We start from the raw sequence: 16,514 nt of genomic DNA, 5'->3' as shown, positions 1-16,514 counted from the left end.
TTGCTTATTCCAACACCCTAAGACAACTTGCGTATTACGCTAATCGCTCTCGTCCAAAAAGGCTTCTCCCTAAAACCTGGAGAGATTCCAAAGAATCATTGGAAAGGAACACATAAAAATGAAAAAAATTGCGCTAACTCTGGCTGCAACGTCAATCACGCTTGTAAGTTACTCTGCGTTTTCTGCTCAAGACGGAGAACACGTTCGCCTTGCAACCACAACCAGTACCTACCATTCAGGTTTACTTGATTACCTACTTCCACAATTTGAAAAAGACACGGGCTACAAAGTCGATGTTATTGCTGCAGGTACGGGTAAAGCCTTAAAAATGGGCGAAAACGGTGACGTAGATTTGGTGATGACACATGCACCAAAAGCTGAAGGCGCATTTGTTGAGAAAGGCTACGGCGTCTTGCCTCGTAAACTGATGTACAACGACTTTGTGATTGTAGGCCCGAAAGCTGACCCAGCAACAATCAAAAATGACGAAGGCGTGTTAGATGTATTCAAAGAGATCGCAAACAAAAACGCAACGTTCATCTCTCGCGGCGATGATTCTGGTACGCACAAAAAAGAAATGGGCTTCTGGGCTCAAACTAAAATCGAACCGAACTTTGGTGGTTACCGTAGCGTAGGTCAAGGTATGGGCCCAACTCTAAACATGGCGTCTGAAATGCAAGGCTACACCATGACGGACCGCGGCACATGGCTGGCTTACCAAAACAAATTGGATCTAGAAATTCTGTTCCAAGGCGATGAAAAACTGTTTAACCCGTACCAAGTTATTCTTGTTAACCCTGAGCGTTACCCAACGATTAACTACCAAGGTGCGAAGGCATTCAGTGATTGGTTGGTAAACCCTCGCGGACAGGAACTTATCAATGGTTTCCGCCTAAACGGTAAACAACTGTTTGTTGCGAATGCTGAGAGCAAATAACGCAATATGAATCTTGCTGATACAACACTGGAAGCGCTTCGCTTACTGGTGAATTTTGATGCAGACCTATGGGAGATCGTTGCGGTCTCCTTTAGTGTTTCTATCACGGCAATATCCCTAGTGGTATTGCCGGCTATTTTGATGTCCTTTGTACTGGCGTATACCGACTTTCGCGGTAAATGGTTTTTGTTGTCGATCGTAAATACGCTGCAAGCGGTCCCTACCGTGGTGATTGGCCTGTTGCTGTACATGTTGCTGTCGCGTGCTGGCCCTTGGGGAGACTGGCAAATGCTGTTCACTCAGAAGGCAATGATCTTCGGCCAAATGGTGATCTGCTTCCCTGTTTTGGTATCGATGATGCATGGTGCATTACAATCTAGCGACCGTCGTGCAGTGGAAACTGCCATCACGCTGGGCGTCTCCATTCCGCGCTTGGCAGCTACGATGATTTGGGAAACCCGCTTTCCTCTACTTGCGGCTATCATTGCAGGGTTTTCACGTATCGTGACCGAGGTGGGCTGCTCAATGATGGTTGGTGGGAACATTATGGGCGTGACGCGAAATATTCCCACGGCTATCGCAATGGAAAGCAGTAAAGGTGCTTTTGCGCAAGGAGTTGCATTAGGAATTGTATTACTATCTTTAGCGTTGGCTCTAAACTTCTTCTTATCAAGCATGAGAGGCAAAGGCTACCTCAGAACATAGAACATGAAGCAAACAAACGACTCACCATTAACCCCATGTCGAGGCGAATTATGACTATAAAAATCACCGCCGAACAGTTATCCATGCGCTTTAAAGAGCGTGTGCTTTTCCACATCCCTGAGTTAGCCATCGGCCCAAATGATGCCATTTATCTCAAGGGTGACAATGGTGTGGGCAAAACTACCCTACTCAAAATCCTTGCTGGCTTGCTCAAACCCTCTACTGGTGATGTTGTTGCGCCAAAAGATACGTGGCTAAAAAGACTGACGCGTCGCAATGGTCGTGTCGATGTGATTTATCTCCACCAATCCCCTTACCTTTTTGACGGCACTGTATATGAAAACGTAGTCTATGGAGTGAAATATCAACAAGACACGCAAAAAGATAAGCGAGCTCAAGTTATTCACGCGCTGCGCATGGTAGGTTTAGAAACCTTAGCGGACGAACATATTTCCGTGTTGTCCGGCGGTGAAAAACAGCGCGTTGCCATGGCAAGGGCTTGGATCTTAAAACCGTCGATTTTGTTGATGGATGAGCCAAGTGCGTCTTTAGACCAAGAATCCATTGAACGATTGGTGGTGATGGCGAAAGATCTTTTGGATCGTGGTTCCAGTATCGTGGTGACAAGCCATCAGGCCAACGCACTGACCGACTTATGTAAAAAACAGTGGTGGATTAAAGACAAGACTTTGATAGAGTCTCCTCTGTTGTATGTCATACCAAAAGAAACATCCCAAGAGAATGCATATGCTTCAACCAACACAAACTAGTTGGGTCATTTTGGCTGGTGGCCAAGCCAGCCGTATGGGTGGAAAAGATAAAGGTCTGATTGAGTTAAATCAGAAGCCACTCATCGAACACGTTATTGAACGTTTATCTCCACAAACTCCACGCATTTTAATTAATGCCAACCGAAACCAAGATGCGTACAGCAAATTTGGTTTCGTATTTAGTGATCAATTCAAAGATTTCCCTGGGCCTATGGGCGGTATTCACGCGGGTTTGATGCATGCTGAAACTGACTGGGTCGGATTTGTACCTTGCGATAGTCCACAAATTAACACCGACCTTGTCGAGCGTTTCTGCCAGTTTGTCAAAGAAGACAGCGATATTTTGGTCGCGCATGATGGTGACCATCAGCAACCTGTTTTTACGCTCTACCACAAGCGCGTACTGCCAAAACTCACCGCGTTTTTAGAACGTGGCGACCGCAAAATCATTCTGCTCTACAAAGAGTGCAACACCAGTTACGTTGACTTTAGCGACTCACCAAACTGTTTCGTCAACTTGAACACTCCGGAAGAACTGGCGCAATTTGGACAATTAGAATCATGAAACACACGCTAAACATTCCTATTCTTGGTTTTGCGGCTTATTCAGGCACAGGCAAAACCACACTGCTTGAAGCCCTATTGCCAAAGCTAACTGAAGCGGGCCTGCGCATTGGCATGCTAAAACATGCTCATCACAACTTCGATGTCGATAAGCCGGGTAAAGACAGCTACCGTTTACGCAAAGCTGGCGCATCTCAAATGCTGATTGCTTCTCGCAACCGTTTTGCGTTAATGACAGAAACGCCAGAAGCCGAAGCGGAGTTTGAATACCTATTAACACGTTTTGATGAAGACATGCTTGATGTGGTTTTGGTCGAAGGCTGCAAAAACATCGCGTTTCCTAAAATCGAATTGCACCGTGAAGAAGTCGGCAAGCCTTGGCTTTATCCAAACGATGAAAACATCATCGCTATCGCTTCAGACGGCGGCGAGTTGGACTCTGAACTGCCACAAATGAACATCAATGATCTTGAAGCGATTGCTCAGTTCGTTATTCAGTATGTTCAAGAAGCGAACGCACCAAAAAACAAAGAGAAAGAAGCCGCATGTTGCGATACCCTTTCTCCTGCTTTCCTTTCTGTGGTTCAAGGCCAAGAGAAAATCCTTTCTTTGGTGAACACGGTTTCGGAAATAGAAGCATGCAAGATTGAAAACGCCTATGGCCGCGTTCTTGCGGAACATATCGTTTCACCAGTAAATGTGCCGCAATACACCAACTCCGCGATGGACGGTTATGCCATCCGCAGTGATGATGTTGACCGTGATAGCTACCAAGTGGTTGCTGAAGTGATGGCGGGCCATGCTTACGAGCAGCCTCTGGAAGTTGGTCAAGCAGTTAAGATCATGACTGGCGCACCAACACCACGTAACGGCGATACAGTGGTCATGCGTGAGCAAGCCATTCAAGAAGGTGACAAGGTCACTTTTAACGGTGCGAATATCAAAGCAGGCCAAAACGTTCGTCAAGCAGGTGAAGATCTCGCTATCGGCAGTGACGTCTTTACCGCAGGTACTCGCCTCGCCTCTCCAGAGATGGGCATGATCGCTTCGCTTGGCTTTGGTGAAGCGAATGTATTCCGCAAATTGAAAGTTGCCGTGTTCTCCACCGGTGACGAAGTACAAGCACCGGGAACAGAGCAAAAAGCGAATTCTATCTACGATTCCAACCGTTTTACCATCATGGGCATGCTTGAAAAGCTCGGCTGCGAGATCTTGGATTTCGGTATTCTGGAAGACAACGAACAGTTAATGATTGAAGCGTTGGAAAACGCATCGGCGCAAGCGGACGTGGTTATGACTTCTGGTGGCGTATCTGTTGGTGATGCGGATTACATCAAACTTGCCTTGGATAAACTTGGTCAAATCGATTTTTGGCGAATCAACATGCGTCCGGGACGTCCACTCGCGTTTGGTCAAATCAACAACAAGCCGTTCTTTGGTCTGCCGGGCAACCCTGTTGCCGTGATGGTCTCTTTCATTAACTTTGTCGAGCCTGCACTGCGTAAGATGCAAGGCGAACAAGGCTGGAAGCCTCTGAAAGTGAATGCCATCGCGACTGAAAACCTTCGCTCTCGACAAGGTCGTACCGAGTTTAGCCGTGGCGTCTATGAACTGGATGCAACTGGCCGTTTAACCGTTCGTACAACAGGCAAGCAAGGCTCTGGTATTTTGCGCTCAATGAGTGAGGCAAACTGTTTGATCGAAATCTCCCCAGCTATTGATACAGTAAAAGCGGGAGAAAGCGTGACAATTATCCCACTTCAAGGCAGAATCTAGCTCAAACTAGAAATTCAAAGGTCAGCGAGTCTGGCCTTTTTGTTTAATACAGAAACCTTTTCAGAGAGACAGCTATGGCTCGCACCATTCTTTACACTTACAAAGACCAAGACAAAGAACTGACATTCTCATACCAGCAACACCGCAACATTCAAGAAGCAGTTGCCGAGGCAGAAGGTATCGATATCACTGAGTTCCTAAAGATGGAGCAACAAATCGAAGCAGTGTCTGACACTAAAGCAGTGCGCAACTACCGCGACAACTACTTCAGAAAATTAGGCTTTAGTAAAATCACCCTAGCTCAAAAAGAAAACCTAGGCGTAGGCAAAAAGAACAAATAAGCTTAGCTGCAAACAGAAAACCTAGGCGTAGGCAAAAAGAACAAATAAGCTTAGCTGCAAACAGAAAACTCACGATTCGTCGTGAGTTTTTTATGCATGCTACTTTTGTTCATGATCTATACCCGAGCATACCGAAATTACTTAGGTATATAAGTAAAAGCCCCGTTTAACCTTGAAAGTCTAAACGGGGCTTTAAATTTCTTCTTACTTTATATCGAGTAAGGTTTAAGTCATTACTTGATGTTTAAGAACGCAGCGCCGCGTACACCACCTGAATCACCGTGTTTTGCTTTGATGATCTTAGGACACTTAGCCACAGACAATAAGTGTTTAGGGATGCGTTTTGGCATCTCTTCGTAAATCAATTCGAAGTTAGATAAGCCTCCACCAAGTACAACGGTGTGTGGGTCTGTTGCAGTAAACAGGTTTGCAAAGCAGATTGCTAGCAGCTCCATAAAGCGCTCGACGTGCTCTACTGCTTTCTCTTCACCCTCTGCGTGCGCTTTAATAATGTCGATCGCTTTCTTCTCTTCGCCGTAGTAATGCGCGTAAAGAAGCTCGAAACCACGACCAGATAGGTAACTATCTAAACAGCCTTTGTTGCCACAGCCACAGCCAAGTAATGGTGCGTTTTCACCCAGGTGGAACCATGCGTCGATAGGAAGACGTGTGTGACCCACCTCACCCGCTACGTGGTTGCGGCCAGAGAATACTTTACCTTCGTAGATAAAGCCACCGCCAAAACCAGTACCAAGGATCAAACCTAGTACAGATGGTTCATCTTGAAGATCTTCGTCCCACGCTTCAGAAAGCGCGAAACAGTTTGCATCGTTTTCAATTTTTACGCTGCGACCGATTTTAGCTTCCAGATCAGCACGAAGTGGTTTGCCTTTTGCCGCAGGAACGTTAACTGTTAGTACCGTTGCATCATCGGCGTCTTCCATACCTGGCAAGCCAAGACCAATCGTACCTTCGCAGCCAAACTCTGTATCGTATTTATTCACCAATTCCGCAATGGTATCAACCAGCAGCTCGTAGTTGTCTGTTGGTGTAGGTACACGTTCCGTCGCTACACGCTCAAGCTTCTCGTTAAATGCACCAAATTCAATTTTAGTGCCACCGACATCAAAGCCGTAATACATGTATTTCTCTCCTAAAAAATGCTTCAAACGACTCTCAAAAATGGCTAGAGTCAAAAGTATAAACTGATGGCATTATCCATATCTGTACGCCTGCAAACCGTGACCGAATGCAGATTTATCCCCTCACCGAAGCCAGTTGAACAACATACCATCAACAAAAGCTCATTCCTTAGAGTCAGCTCTCGGTTTTCATCCACTCTTTGAAACGTTTCAAGTGTGGCTGGTTAGGGTCGTTTTTGACTCGAGTCTTGCTCAGCATGTAAGTTTCTCTGAAGGCTTCAAACCACAATTGAAGGCATTCCGCAGCTTTAGGCTCACCAGCTTGTTTTAAAACTAATGTCGCGACTTCGGCGGTTGAAAGATGCTGATCATTCTCGGAGCGGCGCATGATGTATTCAGACAGAGATTCCGGCTCAATGGAAAGCACAGGCAAAGATTTAAGAAAATCAGAACGACGGAATATCTTTCGCGCCTCACGCCAGCTACCATCAATAAAGATCAGCAACCATTTTTTGTTCTCGACATCTTCTTTTACCAATCGCCCTGGCTCTAGATCTTCAATTAAACGAGAGGGATCATCCACATAGTCTGCAGGAAATACAATCACCGGTTGGTAACTGTCATCCTGTAGTAGCGCTAGCATCTCTTCAGACGGTTCTGTTCGGTTCCATTGATACACGTAAGTCTCTTGAATCGTATCAGCGATTAGACGACCGGTATTACTTGGCTTAAACACTTCGTTTTCAGAAACAATCAACATACATGCAATATTGGCCTTGATGTTTGGCTGAAGGTCGCACAAACAGTGTTGCTCAGAAACCTGGCAATATTGGCAACGAACCACTTTACATCCACGCGCGTTGAAAGGCTTGGTTGAGATAGATTGTCGGTACTGATATAAACGGTGGAAAGCGTGAATTCTCATGGTAAGTAATGCCAAGTAAAAAGTAGAGCGCGATTCTACTGATATTATGGTTTCGCCTCAAGATAAGCCCATCAGCAGTGTGTTGAAATAATTTCACTCTTATCTCGGTCATAGATAAAGAAATAAATAAGGGAATGACAGTGACAGAAACGACATTTCAAGAACCCTCATGGCTCAGATTAGGCTTTTTCCTTGGCGTATTATTGCTTTGTGCCATTTGGGAGAACAAATTGCCTAGAAAAACACTGACCGCTTCGCGCAGGTTTCGTTGGGTCAATAACTTGTCATTGGTTGCTTTTAACAGCCTAGTTATTGCTTTAATCATGCCTATCGCCGCCTTTCAAGCTGCGGTCATAGCTCAGGAGCAACAATGGGGGCTGCTGAATATTCTGTCCCTCCCCGCTTGGTTAAATATTTTTCTAACCGTCATTTTGCTTGATTTCGTCATTTACGCTCAGCATGTTGTCTTTCATCATGTAAAACCGCTGTGGAAGATTCACCGAATGCATCACGCCGATCTCGACATAGACGTCACCACAGGCGCACGCTTTCATCCCTTCGAAATAATCATTTCAATGGGAGTAAAAATTGCAGCCGTGTTTATCTTAGGTGTTTCACCTATCGGAATTGTGGTATTTGAAATTGTGCTTAATGCGAGCGCGATGTTTAATCACAGTAATGCAAAACTAGCTTTATCTATGGACCAAAAACTGCGAAACGTCATCGTTACACCAGACATGCATCGCGTGCACCATTCAGTGATAGTAAAAGAGACCCACTCAAACTTTGGTTTTTTCCTTTCAGTTTGGGACCGCTTTTTTGGGACATACCGAGCTCAGCCTAAGTTGGGTCATGAAGATGTTGTTATTGGTGTGCCGGAAATTAGAGACGAAGAAGAGCAAAGATTAGATAAGCTGTTAACGCAGCCCTTTCGCTACAATAAAGAGAAGAAGTAATGGTTGAAAAAATATTGTTGGATGAAGTATGTCAACAAAACGAATAGACCAAGCCTAAACCCCTGTTAAACACTACTTCATCCTCATGATGTGTAAGAACAGATTAGTTTTCTGCTAGCTGACGCTTTTTGTTTAACTGAGTAATACCAACAAATAAACCAACAACACCAAGCACTGCACATGCCAAAGCATTGGTGTTCATTACTTGCTGTGCCTCTATTGAGCTGTATAGAAAAGCAAGGCTGAAGAAAGTGGTGGCAAAGCTCAAACCTGTCAGTACGCTGAAACCAGCAAAACTGGCCAAGTCTTTAAAATCGTTCATAACGAGTCCCTGTTTACAATCCTTAATCGAGTGTTGTGAAAATAATAATTAACGAAATATTTGGCGCGATTGACTATGTTTTCGCGCATTCCATAACCAGATAGATACCCCAAATGAGAACCCTAAAAACAGTGTCTTCATTTGTAGGGCGACGTTGTTATCTAATATTTCTAATGTATAGTGAGCGTGGGAACTAAAGATAACATTGGTTATAAGAATCAATAACATAACGACTATGCCAGAGCGGCGATGCTTGACCAATAGATACGCTGCTAATAAGTCCAATAGTCCCAAAGCGCTCCAATACATATTCAACCAGCGTGGCGCAAAATCGTAAGGTAAAAAGCCACCAACAATGTTGTCATAAAGATGAACCACTCCGCCAACTGTCATAAAAAGGCATAAGAGAAACAAGACGAATTTATCCATTACCGTTTCCTTATCTGAATGAATGAGCAAAGCATATAGAAGTCACTTAAACATTTGTAATCTCATCGCCATTTTTGAGATCGACAGTGCCATTATCAACACGATGAGAACAGTAACGGCTACTCTACCTTCTTTATTTGCTTCTAGTAGAAGCATAGTGTTTGCTTTGTCATTGTCCCAAATCCGCCAATGCAACGACAGAATCCTCCTTTAAATCACGCCTTGGTTTAGCAACTCTCGTACCTTTTCCAGCCCGCGCTGAAACACAGTATGTGCATTCGCGGGAAGGCCGCTCTCGACATCGTGCCAGAAGAACGCGAAATCATGTCCACCATCGTCTTGCGTATGAAACAGCCATGAATTAGCGAGATCAGCACACTCACACAAAACAAAATGCCATGCTTGATTTTGAAAGCCACTGTCCCATGAGCATAAATATCGTGCGGAACGAACATGTGTGATACCAGACTCCTCAGCGAGCTCCCGCTTGGCCGCTATGATGTAACTTTCATCAAACACTTCAACAGTGCCCTTGACGAGCTGAACACCCGCCAACGGATGTTTAAAAAGTAGGATCTCTTGATTTTGATTACGTAGAACGACGGGGCAAACTTTATCGATCACAAAACCACTCCTTCTTATGGCTTTAGCTTTCTCTGGATATAAAAAAATCGCATGAAGCTGCATGATTCATTCCTTTGAATTCTGGCGACATTCTAGTCAACGAGTCCCTCGAACAAAGCATTAACATCACGTTGTGATAACTAAACCCTTTAGAAATGAACGAGATGAGATGTAACTCACTTTTGCGATGCAAATAGGAGCCATTAAATGAGTAGCCGTAACAAAAAAGCAGAACCGAGGTTCTGCTTTTAGTCGGTGGAAACATCTCATTTACTTGGTCTGATGAAGCTCATACTTGTGCAGCATTGCTTGCTGGTGCCCAGCAATTTCCGCCACTTGCTCAGAACTCTCAACCATAGACTCAAGCTGCAGCTTTGTGCGTTCGCCAAGATCAGAAATATGTGTGATGGATTGAGATACATCTGCCGTCGCTCGTTCTTGTTCTTCTGTAGCAACTGAGATTTGCTCAACACGTTCTTGAATGTGCTTAACCGCGAGGTTGATATCAGAGAATGTCGATTTCACTTCATTGCTGGACTGTAGCGCGTGGGTCATTTCTTCTCTTGAATCATTAACTGCTTGGCGCGAGCGCTCTGCGGCAGTAATAAGCTCGCTCATCATTTCTCGGATGTTCGTAGTTTGTTGAGAGGTATCACTTGCAAGTTTGCGAACTTCATCAGCGACAACCGCAAATCCACGCCCTTGCTCACCAGCACGGGCAGCCTCTATTGCCGCATTGAGAGCAAGTAAGTTGGTGTTGTCCGCGATCCCACTGATCATATCCACCATTTCACGAATCTGTTTAACACGCTGGTCTAGCTCTAACATTGACTGTTCATTTACATCCAAAGAGCTTTCTAATGACTCCAAACGTTCGCGGTTTTGTTCCACGACTTGAACCCCTTTTTCAGTGTGTTGGGTTGCAAGGAGCGAGTCCTGTGAAGATGCATTTGTCACCATTGCTATTTCACGAATAGAGGCTTCAAGCTGCGTTATGGTCGTGATCATACTCGACAACGCTTCATTTTGTGTTGCCAACCCATCACTTGTTTGTTCGGCTGCACTGTGACTTACTTCTGCCGTCTGATAAAGCGTTTCACAATTGCGCGTCACCGTTTGAATGGAGTCATGTGTGGAATCGATTACTTGATTCAACTTTCGTGCTACTTCTTTCAGCTCATAAGGGCCGACTTCTTCTGCCTTGTCACGAAAATCATGTTCGGTAAGTGCTGAAAGACGCGTTAGTACATTCCTTAACCCTCGGTTTGTCCATGACTTGAGACTAAACCAAGTAACCAGAATAATAAAAGAAATCACACACGCCGCAAACACGAGCACAACGCTGACCGATTCAATGGTCTCGTTGACCACCCGCTCTTTTTCATCGATCAACTGACCAGCGGTTTGGGAGATTTGATCAAGTAACCGCATGGTTTCATCCGCAAGCATCGAAGCCTGTTTAAACTCTGAACGTTGCAATTCCCCTTGTTCTAGTTTGGCGAGGATCAAACGCAGCACGCCCTTTTCACTAAAGCCTTGTTTCACCATCTCATATGGTGCGGTTAAGCTTGCATATTCACTTACTTCAGGATGGAAAGATTGGAAGTCTTCATAGGCGAGTTTAATACCTGCTATGCGATTTCGCATTTCTCGGTATTCTTTTTCGGCTTTGTTTAATTCTGAGTGCATCATCATGACTAAGAACGTACTTTCCATTGAGCTTGCAGAAGCAATGAAACGGTTAGCGGCATCGCTCGACTCAGGATTATCAGCACTAAGAAACGAACTGATTCGATTCATTTCCGGACCGATAGAGCTAAGCCCATAGCGAAACCCACCAACAGCGGCATCAATATCCATTTGAATTTGTATCACCGAAGATTGCTTCAACAAAATGGACTGCGTGATGTTATGTAAACGCGCTAGTTTGGTGTCTAACTCCTCCGAGAGTTGCTGAGCTACACCAGACGCTTTCACAACCAAAGTTGTGCTTTGAGTTGCAAGAGAGTCGATTTGCTCTTTTATGAGAGGCAACTCTTTCGGCTCAGTAATCTGCATACCATGGTTGAGTAGCTTAACCATCTCCAATACATTCCTGGTTAACTTTGCGTTTGCCATCGCGATTGGTAATGCTTTTTGCGACAAGTCTTCAAATTGTTCCCCTACCTGTTCCATTCCTTTGAAACTTGAGACAGAAAGGGCTATAACAAGAGCAATGATAGTTAAAAATGTTGCACTGACAGCCTGAATCAGTGAAAGTGATGTGCGTGAGCGTTTTCGCTTTGCCATAATCAATTTTTATTCTTTCTTAAGGTTGAATCGGTTCTGCAGTGATTCCGTCACATTTGTGAGACAAAACCGTGATTTGCAGCCCATACTATGGATTGGTTATGACACTAATATTTCAGTTGTGAGTCATAGAGATGACAGGTGGTGATTTGCGTCGAGTATATTTTCCTTTGATAATCAGTGTGCTACTAAGCGCCTGCTCTTCTGGGCCTGAGCCTAGTGAGCAATCACAGGTGACAACACCTACAAATCAGCTATTGTCGGACAACCCTGACTTGTTCGACTTTTACACAGAGTGGCACGGCACGCCTTATCGCTTAGGCGGGACACAGAAATCTGGAATTGATTGCTCAGCATTTGTACAAAAAGCGTTTATTGAGGCTTATCAGCTCTCGTTACCAAGGACAACGAAGCAGCAATCAAAGCAAGGTGTGGAGTTAAGTTGGACGGATGCCAAGCAAGGGGATCTAGTGTTTTTTAAAACAAGACGTACAACTTATCATGTCGGAATTTACTTGGGTAACAAGCAGTTCATGCATGCATCGACGTCTAGAGGTGTGATTATTTCAAGAATCGACAACCCATACTGGGCATCTAAGTTTTGGCAAATAAGAAGAGTTACAATGTAACTCTTCTTACTCTTAACCGGACATTGCTGTAAGTTAAAACAATATCAGTCGTAAGTCGCAACAGCATTATCGAACAGATTTTTGACCAGAGCGATGTATTCATCAAGGAACGTGATCTGTTCATTGGTCGCTTTTTTATGCCATACCCCAGCCAATATCTCACCAAGATCTTCAACAACTGCATCAGCCTCTTTCAACAATTTGAAACGTACGCTCGAGTGAAGTTCTGGATTTTGCTCAAAAATCGCCATGATGTTTGAAGCCACCATATCGGTGACAACATCTTCGATGCTTTCGGATCCAGTGTCGCCAATTTCGGTCGTAAAAATATCTAGATTTAGAGACAAGTGCTCGATAAGAGCGAGATATCCATCGGTTTCTAAAACCACTGTTTTTCTCCGTTTATTGCAAGCCTTCGAAGCTGAAAGCAGAATAGTTTCAATAGTAAGACATGCCGAGAAAATTTCATTAACTTATTTCATATTAACAAACATTCACGAACCAACTGGATGATTTTCAAACAATTGAGCTTTGCTTCACTGAATTCGGATACAGGGTTTCTTCAAACCTTTTTATATTTCAGCCATTTTCATGCAAACAGGTTTGGTTACGACCATTTTCTTTTGCACGATACAGCGCAGCATCGGCACTCTTTAACCATTGAGTGTGAGTTTCAAAATAAGGCTTATACTCGCAAACACCAATACTTATCGTGTAATTAATCAAAAAATCTTCCACTTTCACGATCTCTTGCTCAATTCTTTTGCGCAAACGCTCTGCGAAATAGCAAGCTTGCTCCTGGTTTGTGTGAGGAAGTAGTACGGTAAACTCTTCACCACCAAAACGACCGCAGATGTCACTGCTTCTTGCTGTTTTTCTCAACAAGGCAGAGGTTCGACGAATGACTTCGTCCCCTGTCGGGTGACCATAAGTATCATTCACCTTCTTAAAGTGGTCGATATCGAATATTACTAATGAGCATGGTCCGTCGATAACTTTTAAGTGAGCAAACTCATCTTTCAATGATTGCTCCCAATAAGCGCGATTAAATAAACCTGTTAAACCATCTTTGCGACTGATTTCCGACAAATGTTGATTTGTTTCTTTCAAATGAATGCGATTTCTCGCAGTTTCAGAAACATCATTGACTTGAATCGCTATGTGGCTGACCTCTCCTGAGAGCCCAATTAACGGCGTGATCACGATATCTTGATACATAAAATCACTGCTGTTTGAAACCGGAGAAAAATTGTTGAACTTAAAAAGATACGGTCGGTTTTCCCAGCTAGAAAAAGAACGAGTTTCCAGATCGGCGGCAGCTTTTATCTTGGTTTCTAGCCAAGTTCTTGGCAGCTCTTCAAAATGCTCAAATAAACATTCACCAAGAATTTCTTGTGATAGAATGCCACTGTATGACTGCATAAAACTGTTCCACACACACACTTTATACTCTTGATCCAAAACAATAAGCCCTGAATCCATCGTATCGAGAATTTGTGTGACCCAATGAAAGTCTGCTATGTCCAGCGTGATATCGGACATTAGATTAGCTCCATGATTTCATAGATTATTTCTACGGATGGCTTATCAATTAAAAACAGTACCTCGCACTCGAAATCGAGCGCTTCTGCCATGTAGGTGTATTCGATAGTAAAGAGCTCACCCAACTCGCCTTGCTCTTCACAATAAGGTGTTAAGGTATCCACAATGCCTGGCTGACGAAGTGAGAACTGCTTGTCGAGTTGATCGCCCAATGATGTGAGAAATGACGAAACCAGTAGGTTAGAGATATTCAAGATGATTTCATTATGAGGCGTAAACTCAAGGAGGTAACCTAATTTTTCCCCAATCTGATTGATATCCCTACCACGTAAGCACACCAGTGCCTCTCCGTGAATACCACCACCGACAAACCTCTGCGCTACCGCAACGGAACTGTCACGCCCAACCACATCAACCAGTGTCATATGAAGCTCGCCGTAGGACAACGGTCCAACATGAGGAACAGGAAGTTGTATGAACTCATGTAAATGGTCGGCCATAATCGCAGCCCCTTTACCAAGGGCAATGTTCGCAATTTCACGGAATTTGGCTAGTAAGGAAAGCTCTTCGCAACCCTGGTTTTTAGAATCAACCGAATGACTAGGTTTGAACGCATAATGCAGTCCTAATTGTTCGTATAGTGGGAGCACCTGCTCTTCTGTCAGAGGCTTAGCGATAAAAGCTTGAGCACCAAGATCGAGACAGCGCTGTTTTGCCTCTTGTTGAACATCTCCAGAAATAATGACGATGTTGGTCGGGTACTGACTAACAGGTAATGATTCGAGGACCTCAAAACCATCCATTATGGGCATCGTTAAATCGAGAAACAAAATATCGATATTTTGCTCAGCAAGAATATTAAGCGCCTCATAACCATCTTGCGCTTCAATAAGATGCAATGATGTATCTTGTACGATAGAACGCGCAATAAGCTTTCTTGCAACAGCTGAGTCATCACATATCAGTATTTTCATGCCACCAATGGAACTAACGTCAAAAAAATCATAATACCTGTTGTAAACGTTCATCTCCATATGCTAAGCCAACAAATCAGAGGCTTATAAGCGATTTGATTCACATTTATACAAATTGACTACACTAAGAGGAAGGTTTCTTTACTAAGTATGCTCAACATAGCGCCAACTCCCTGCTATTTATCCTAAACTATTGGTGGTCAAATAGATTCGCGAGGTTTTGTATGTGGCAAGCAATATCGCAACAGCTTTCTGATACTTTATTGTTCGATTACCAGATCACGGAAAAAGTAAGGCTGTCTGGTGGGGATATCAGTGAAAGCTACATGATCAATGATGGCGAGCAACGTTATTTTGTGAAAATTAACGATCGCGAGTTTTTGTCTAAATTTGAGGTAGAAGCTGAAAGCCTGCATCTTTTGCGTGAAACATCAACCCTATTTGTACCTGAGGTGGTATTGGTTGGTAAAACCAAAAATGCCTCATTCCTAATTCTTAACTACCTTCCAACGAAACCATTAGAAGATGGTCCCAACAGCTTTAAATTTGGGCAGCAATTAGCTCACCTACACCAGTGGGGCGAGCAAAAAGAGTTTGGTTTTGATACCGACAACTATCTCGGTTCGACTCTACAGCCCAACAAATGGCACAAGAAATGGTGTGTATTCTTTGCTGAGCAACGCATAGGATGGCAATTACAGCTCCTTAAAGAAAAAGGCGTCACCTTGGTTGATATCGATGACTTTATCGACGTCGTAAAACAGCGGCTAGCAAACCATGCTCCGGAACCTTCTTTGTTGCATGGCGATTTATGGAATGGAAATGCGGCACTCACTGCATTCGGTCCTATCTGTTACGATCCTGCATGCTATTGGGGGGACAGGGAGTGTGATATTGCGATGACAGAGCTTTTTGGTGGATTTCAACCAGAATTTTATCAAGGCTACGAATCGGTTATACCACTTTCTTCAAGCTATGAAGAGCGTAAAGATATCTATAACCTTTACCATGTTCTCAACCATTGTAATTTGTTTGGCGGCCATTACTTGGAACAGGCTCAACTGGTTATTAATAAAATCATTTCTTATTAATTTGGAAGCCACTGCATATTTCAAGATGTAAAATCTCGAGGCACATCACTACAGAAAATCACCCTAAGCTCAAGGTTGAGTTTGGGGTCAAGTTTTGTACTTATTTCGACTCAATTAGCAACAACTCGACCTAATATCAAAGGAGACTTAACTTTGGATTGTGCCTATTTTCCTTGTAGGCAAAGTAAGTAAAGGGCTGTACTTCCTTGATGAATAGTGTGTTTAAAAGCCCTGCGAGATTAGGAGTTGTTGTATGAAAAATTATACCGAAAGGTATGTAAAGTGCCCGCATTGCGTACATTCTATCAGCATTACATTGGATGCAAGCAATGGTGACCAAGAATTTTATGATGATTGCCCAGCTTGTTGCCACGCTATCCACCTAAATATGCGAGTGGATGAGCTACAAGACAAGGTCGAACTATTTATCGATGACAATTACGAATAGCAGCTCGAGCATGTGAACATCAGAAATATAAAAACGCTTAAATGAAAAAG

General features: G+C 43.8%; 19 protein-coding genes. 10 read left to right on the top strand and 9 right to left on the bottom strand.

All coding sequences use genetic code 11. From position 1 onward, the window contains the following. Positions 1 to 118: 118 nt before the first annotated feature. The 6 genes from R8O70_RS15155 to R8O70_RS15130 all read left to right on the top strand — a co-directional run bounded on the left by R8O70_RS15155 (position 119) and on the right by R8O70_RS15130 (position 5,093). Positions 119 to 937 carry a substrate-binding domain-containing protein gene (locus R8O70_RS15155; RefSeq protein WP_005389522.1) on the top strand — a complete coding sequence of 273 codons (819 nt, stop codon included), beginning with the start codon at positions 119 to 121 and terminating at the stop codon, positions 935 to 937. A gap of 6 nt (positions 938 to 943) precedes the next feature. Continuing rightward, a complete protein-coding gene (locus R8O70_RS15150) occupies positions 944 to 1,642 on the top strand; it encodes an ABC transporter permease (protein WP_005389524.1) in 699 nt (232 codons plus the stop codon). Positions 1,643 to 1,692: 50 nt separating this feature from the next. Further along, positions 1,693 to 2,412 carry an energy-coupling factor ABC transporter ATP-binding protein gene (locus R8O70_RS15145; RefSeq protein WP_025766658.1) on the top strand — a complete coding sequence of 240 codons (720 nt, stop codon included), beginning with the start codon at positions 1,693 to 1,695 and terminating at the stop codon, positions 2,410 to 2,412. Then, complete coding sequence (gene mobA, locus R8O70_RS15140; RefSeq protein ID WP_005377572.1) at positions 2,390 to 2,977, top strand: molybdenum cofactor guanylyltransferase MobA; 588 nt, start codon at positions 2,390 to 2,392, stop codon at positions 2,975 to 2,977. The genes R8O70_RS15145 and mobA overlap by 23 nt, the downstream gene beginning before the upstream one ends. Beyond that, positions 2,974 to 4,752 carry a bifunctional molybdopterin-guanine dinucleotide biosynthesis adaptor protein MobB/molybdopterin molybdotransferase MoeA gene (locus R8O70_RS15135; protein WP_130544940.1) on the top strand — a complete coding sequence of 593 codons (1,779 nt, stop codon included), beginning with the start codon at positions 2,974 to 2,976 and terminating at the stop codon, positions 4,750 to 4,752. The genes mobA and R8O70_RS15135 overlap by 4 nt, the downstream gene beginning before the upstream one ends. A 74-nt stretch (positions 4,753 to 4,826) precedes the next feature. Further along, positions 4,827 to 5,093, top strand: coding sequence for a DUF2960 domain-containing protein (locus R8O70_RS15130; RefSeq protein ID WP_005377584.1), 267 nt, complete (start codon positions 4,827 to 4,829; stop codon positions 5,091 to 5,093). A gap of 233 nt (positions 5,094 to 5,326) precedes the next feature. Here R8O70_RS15130 and nagK read toward each other — a convergent pair whose 3' ends face one another. After that, the gene (gene nagK, locus R8O70_RS15125; RefSeq protein ID WP_005377586.1) at positions 5,327 to 6,235 is read right to left on the bottom strand and encodes an N-acetylglucosamine kinase; all 909 of its coding nucleotides are present in this window, start codon (positions 6,233 to 6,235) and stop codon (positions 5,327 to 5,329) included. 175 nt (positions 6,236 to 6,410) lie between these two features. Beyond that, positions 6,411 to 7,160, bottom strand: a complete 750-nt coding sequence (locus tag R8O70_RS15120; RefSeq protein ID WP_053350551.1) for a tRNA-uridine aminocarboxypropyltransferase — start codon at positions 7,158 to 7,160, stop codon at positions 6,411 to 6,413. 140 nt (positions 7,161 to 7,300) lie between these two features. Here R8O70_RS15120 and R8O70_RS15115 point away from each other — a divergent pair, with 140 nt between their 5' ends. Further along, on the top strand, positions 7,301 to 8,116 hold the full coding sequence (locus R8O70_RS15115) for a sterol desaturase family protein (protein ID WP_031777247.1): 816 nt from the start codon (positions 7,301 to 7,303) through the stop codon (positions 8,114 to 8,116). 103 nt (positions 8,117 to 8,219) lie between these two features. On the opposite strand, the gene R8O70_RS15110 is transcribed toward R8O70_RS15115, so the two are convergent. The 4 genes from R8O70_RS15110 to R8O70_RS15095 all read right to left on the bottom strand — a co-directional run bounded on the left by R8O70_RS15110 (position 8,220) and on the right by R8O70_RS15095 (position 11,780). Next, positions 8,220 to 8,438, bottom strand: coding sequence for a hypothetical protein (locus tag R8O70_RS15110; RefSeq protein ID WP_005389537.1), 219 nt, complete (start codon positions 8,436 to 8,438; stop codon positions 8,220 to 8,222). 48 nt (positions 8,439 to 8,486) lie between these two features. Then, the gene (locus R8O70_RS15105; protein WP_025766661.1) at positions 8,487 to 8,867 is read right to left on the bottom strand and encodes a hypothetical protein; all 381 of its coding nucleotides are present in this window, start codon (positions 8,865 to 8,867) and stop codon (positions 8,487 to 8,489) included. A 210-nt stretch (positions 8,868 to 9,077) separates the two neighbouring features. Then, a complete protein-coding gene (locus tag R8O70_RS15100; protein ID WP_025766662.1) occupies positions 9,078 to 9,491 on the bottom strand; it encodes an NUDIX hydrolase in 414 nt (137 codons plus the stop codon). Between the two features lie 270 nt (positions 9,492 to 9,761). Further along, positions 9,762 to 11,780: a methyl-accepting chemotaxis protein gene (locus R8O70_RS15095; protein ID WP_005377618.1), complete on the bottom strand. Its 2,019-nt coding sequence runs from the start codon at positions 11,778 to 11,780 to the stop codon at positions 9,762 to 9,764. Between the two features lie 134 nt (positions 11,781 to 11,914). On the opposite strand from R8O70_RS15095, the gene R8O70_RS15090 reads away from it, so the two are divergent. Next, complete coding sequence (locus tag R8O70_RS15090) at positions 11,915 to 12,409, top strand: NlpC/P60 family protein (protein WP_199266720.1); 495 nt, start codon at positions 11,915 to 11,917, stop codon at positions 12,407 to 12,409. A 44-nt stretch (positions 12,410 to 12,453) separates the two neighbouring features. Here the strand turns inward: R8O70_RS15090 and R8O70_RS15085 are convergent, their stop codons facing one another. The 3 genes from R8O70_RS15085 to R8O70_RS15075 all read right to left on the bottom strand — a co-directional run bounded on the left by R8O70_RS15085 (position 12,454) and on the right by R8O70_RS15075 (position 14,925). After that, positions 12,454 to 12,798, bottom strand: a complete 345-nt coding sequence (locus tag R8O70_RS15085; RefSeq protein ID WP_005377620.1) for a DUF3802 family protein — start codon at positions 12,796 to 12,798, stop codon at positions 12,454 to 12,456. A 190-nt stretch (positions 12,799 to 12,988) separates the two neighbouring features. Then, a complete protein-coding gene (locus R8O70_RS15080) occupies positions 12,989 to 13,951 on the bottom strand; it encodes a GGDEF domain-containing protein (protein ID WP_005377621.1) in 963 nt (320 codons plus the stop codon). Further along, positions 13,951 to 14,925: a response regulator gene (locus R8O70_RS15075; RefSeq protein ID WP_042523017.1), complete on the bottom strand. Its 975-nt coding sequence runs from the start codon at positions 14,923 to 14,925 to the stop codon at positions 13,951 to 13,953. Before R8O70_RS15075 ends, R8O70_RS15080 begins: the two co-directional genes overlap by 1 nt. A 224-nt stretch (positions 14,926 to 15,149) precedes the next feature. Here R8O70_RS15075 and R8O70_RS15070 point away from each other — a divergent pair, with 224 nt between their 5' ends. Next, positions 15,150 to 16,016: a fructosamine kinase family protein gene (locus R8O70_RS15070; RefSeq protein WP_047102259.1), complete on the top strand. Its 867-nt coding sequence runs from the start codon at positions 15,150 to 15,152 to the stop codon at positions 16,014 to 16,016. A gap of 253 nt (positions 16,017 to 16,269) precedes the next feature. Further along, positions 16,270 to 16,464, top strand: coding sequence for a CPXCG motif-containing cysteine-rich protein (locus R8O70_RS15065; RefSeq protein WP_318184236.1), 195 nt, complete (start codon positions 16,270 to 16,272; stop codon positions 16,462 to 16,464). Positions 16,465 to 16,514: the final 50 nt, after the last annotated feature.

The organism is Vibrio sp. 779(2023) (assembly GCF_033344285.1).
Classification (GTDB): Bacteria; Pseudomonadota; Gammaproteobacteria; order Enterobacterales; family Vibrionaceae; genus Vibrio; species Vibrio alginolyticus.
This window is presented reverse-complemented; position numbering and strand designations above follow the sequence as displayed.

Coding starts and splice junctions, on each gene's coding strand:
- R8O70_RS15105 (WP_025766661.1), bottom strand. CDS start 8,867: ATGGATAAATTCGTCTTGTTTCTCTTATGCCTTTTTATGACAGTTGGC.
- R8O70_RS15095 (WP_005377618.1), bottom strand. CDS start 11,780: ATGGCAAAGCGAAAACGCTCACGCACATCACTTTCACTGATTCAGGCT.
- R8O70_RS15135 (WP_130544940.1), top strand. CDS start 2,974: ATGAAACACACGCTAAACATTCCTATTCTTGGTTTTGCGGCTTATTCA.
- nagK (WP_005377586.1), bottom strand. CDS start 6,235: ATGTATTACGGCTTTGATGTCGGTGGCACTAAAATTGAATTTGGTGCA.
- R8O70_RS15075 (WP_042523017.1), bottom strand. CDS start 14,925: ATGAAAATACTGATATGTGATGACTCAGCTGTTGCAAGAAAGCTTATT.
- R8O70_RS15065 (WP_318184236.1), top strand. CDS start 16,270: ATGAAAAATTATACCGAAAGGTATGTAAAGTGCCCGCATTGCGTACAT.
- R8O70_RS15080 (WP_005377621.1), bottom strand. CDS start 13,951: ATGTCCGATATCACGCTGGACATAGCAGACTTTCATTGGGTCACACAA.
- R8O70_RS15155 (WP_005389522.1), top strand. CDS start 119: ATGAAAAAAATTGCGCTAACTCTGGCTGCAACGTCAATCACGCTTGTA.
- R8O70_RS15130 (WP_005377584.1), top strand. CDS start 4,827: ATGGCTCGCACCATTCTTTACACTTACAAAGACCAAGACAAAGAACTG.
- R8O70_RS15120 (WP_053350551.1), bottom strand. CDS start 7,160: ATGAGAATTCACGCTTTCCACCGTTTATATCAGTACCGACAATCTATC.
- mobA (WP_005377572.1), top strand. CDS start 2,390: ATGCTTCAACCAACACAAACTAGTTGGGTCATTTTGGCTGGTGGCCAA.
- R8O70_RS15070 (WP_047102259.1), top strand. CDS start 15,150: ATGTGGCAAGCAATATCGCAACAGCTTTCTGATACTTTATTGTTCGAT.
- R8O70_RS15110 (WP_005389537.1), bottom strand. CDS start 8,438: ATGAACGATTTTAAAGACTTGGCCAGTTTTGCTGGTTTCAGCGTACTG.
- R8O70_RS15090 (WP_199266720.1), top strand. CDS start 11,915: ATGACAGGTGGTGATTTGCGTCGAGTATATTTTCCTTTGATAATCAGT.
- R8O70_RS15150 (WP_005389524.1), top strand. CDS start 944: ATGAATCTTGCTGATACAACACTGGAAGCGCTTCGCTTACTGGTGAAT.
- R8O70_RS15145 (WP_025766658.1), top strand. CDS start 1,693: ATGACTATAAAAATCACCGCCGAACAGTTATCCATGCGCTTTAAAGAG.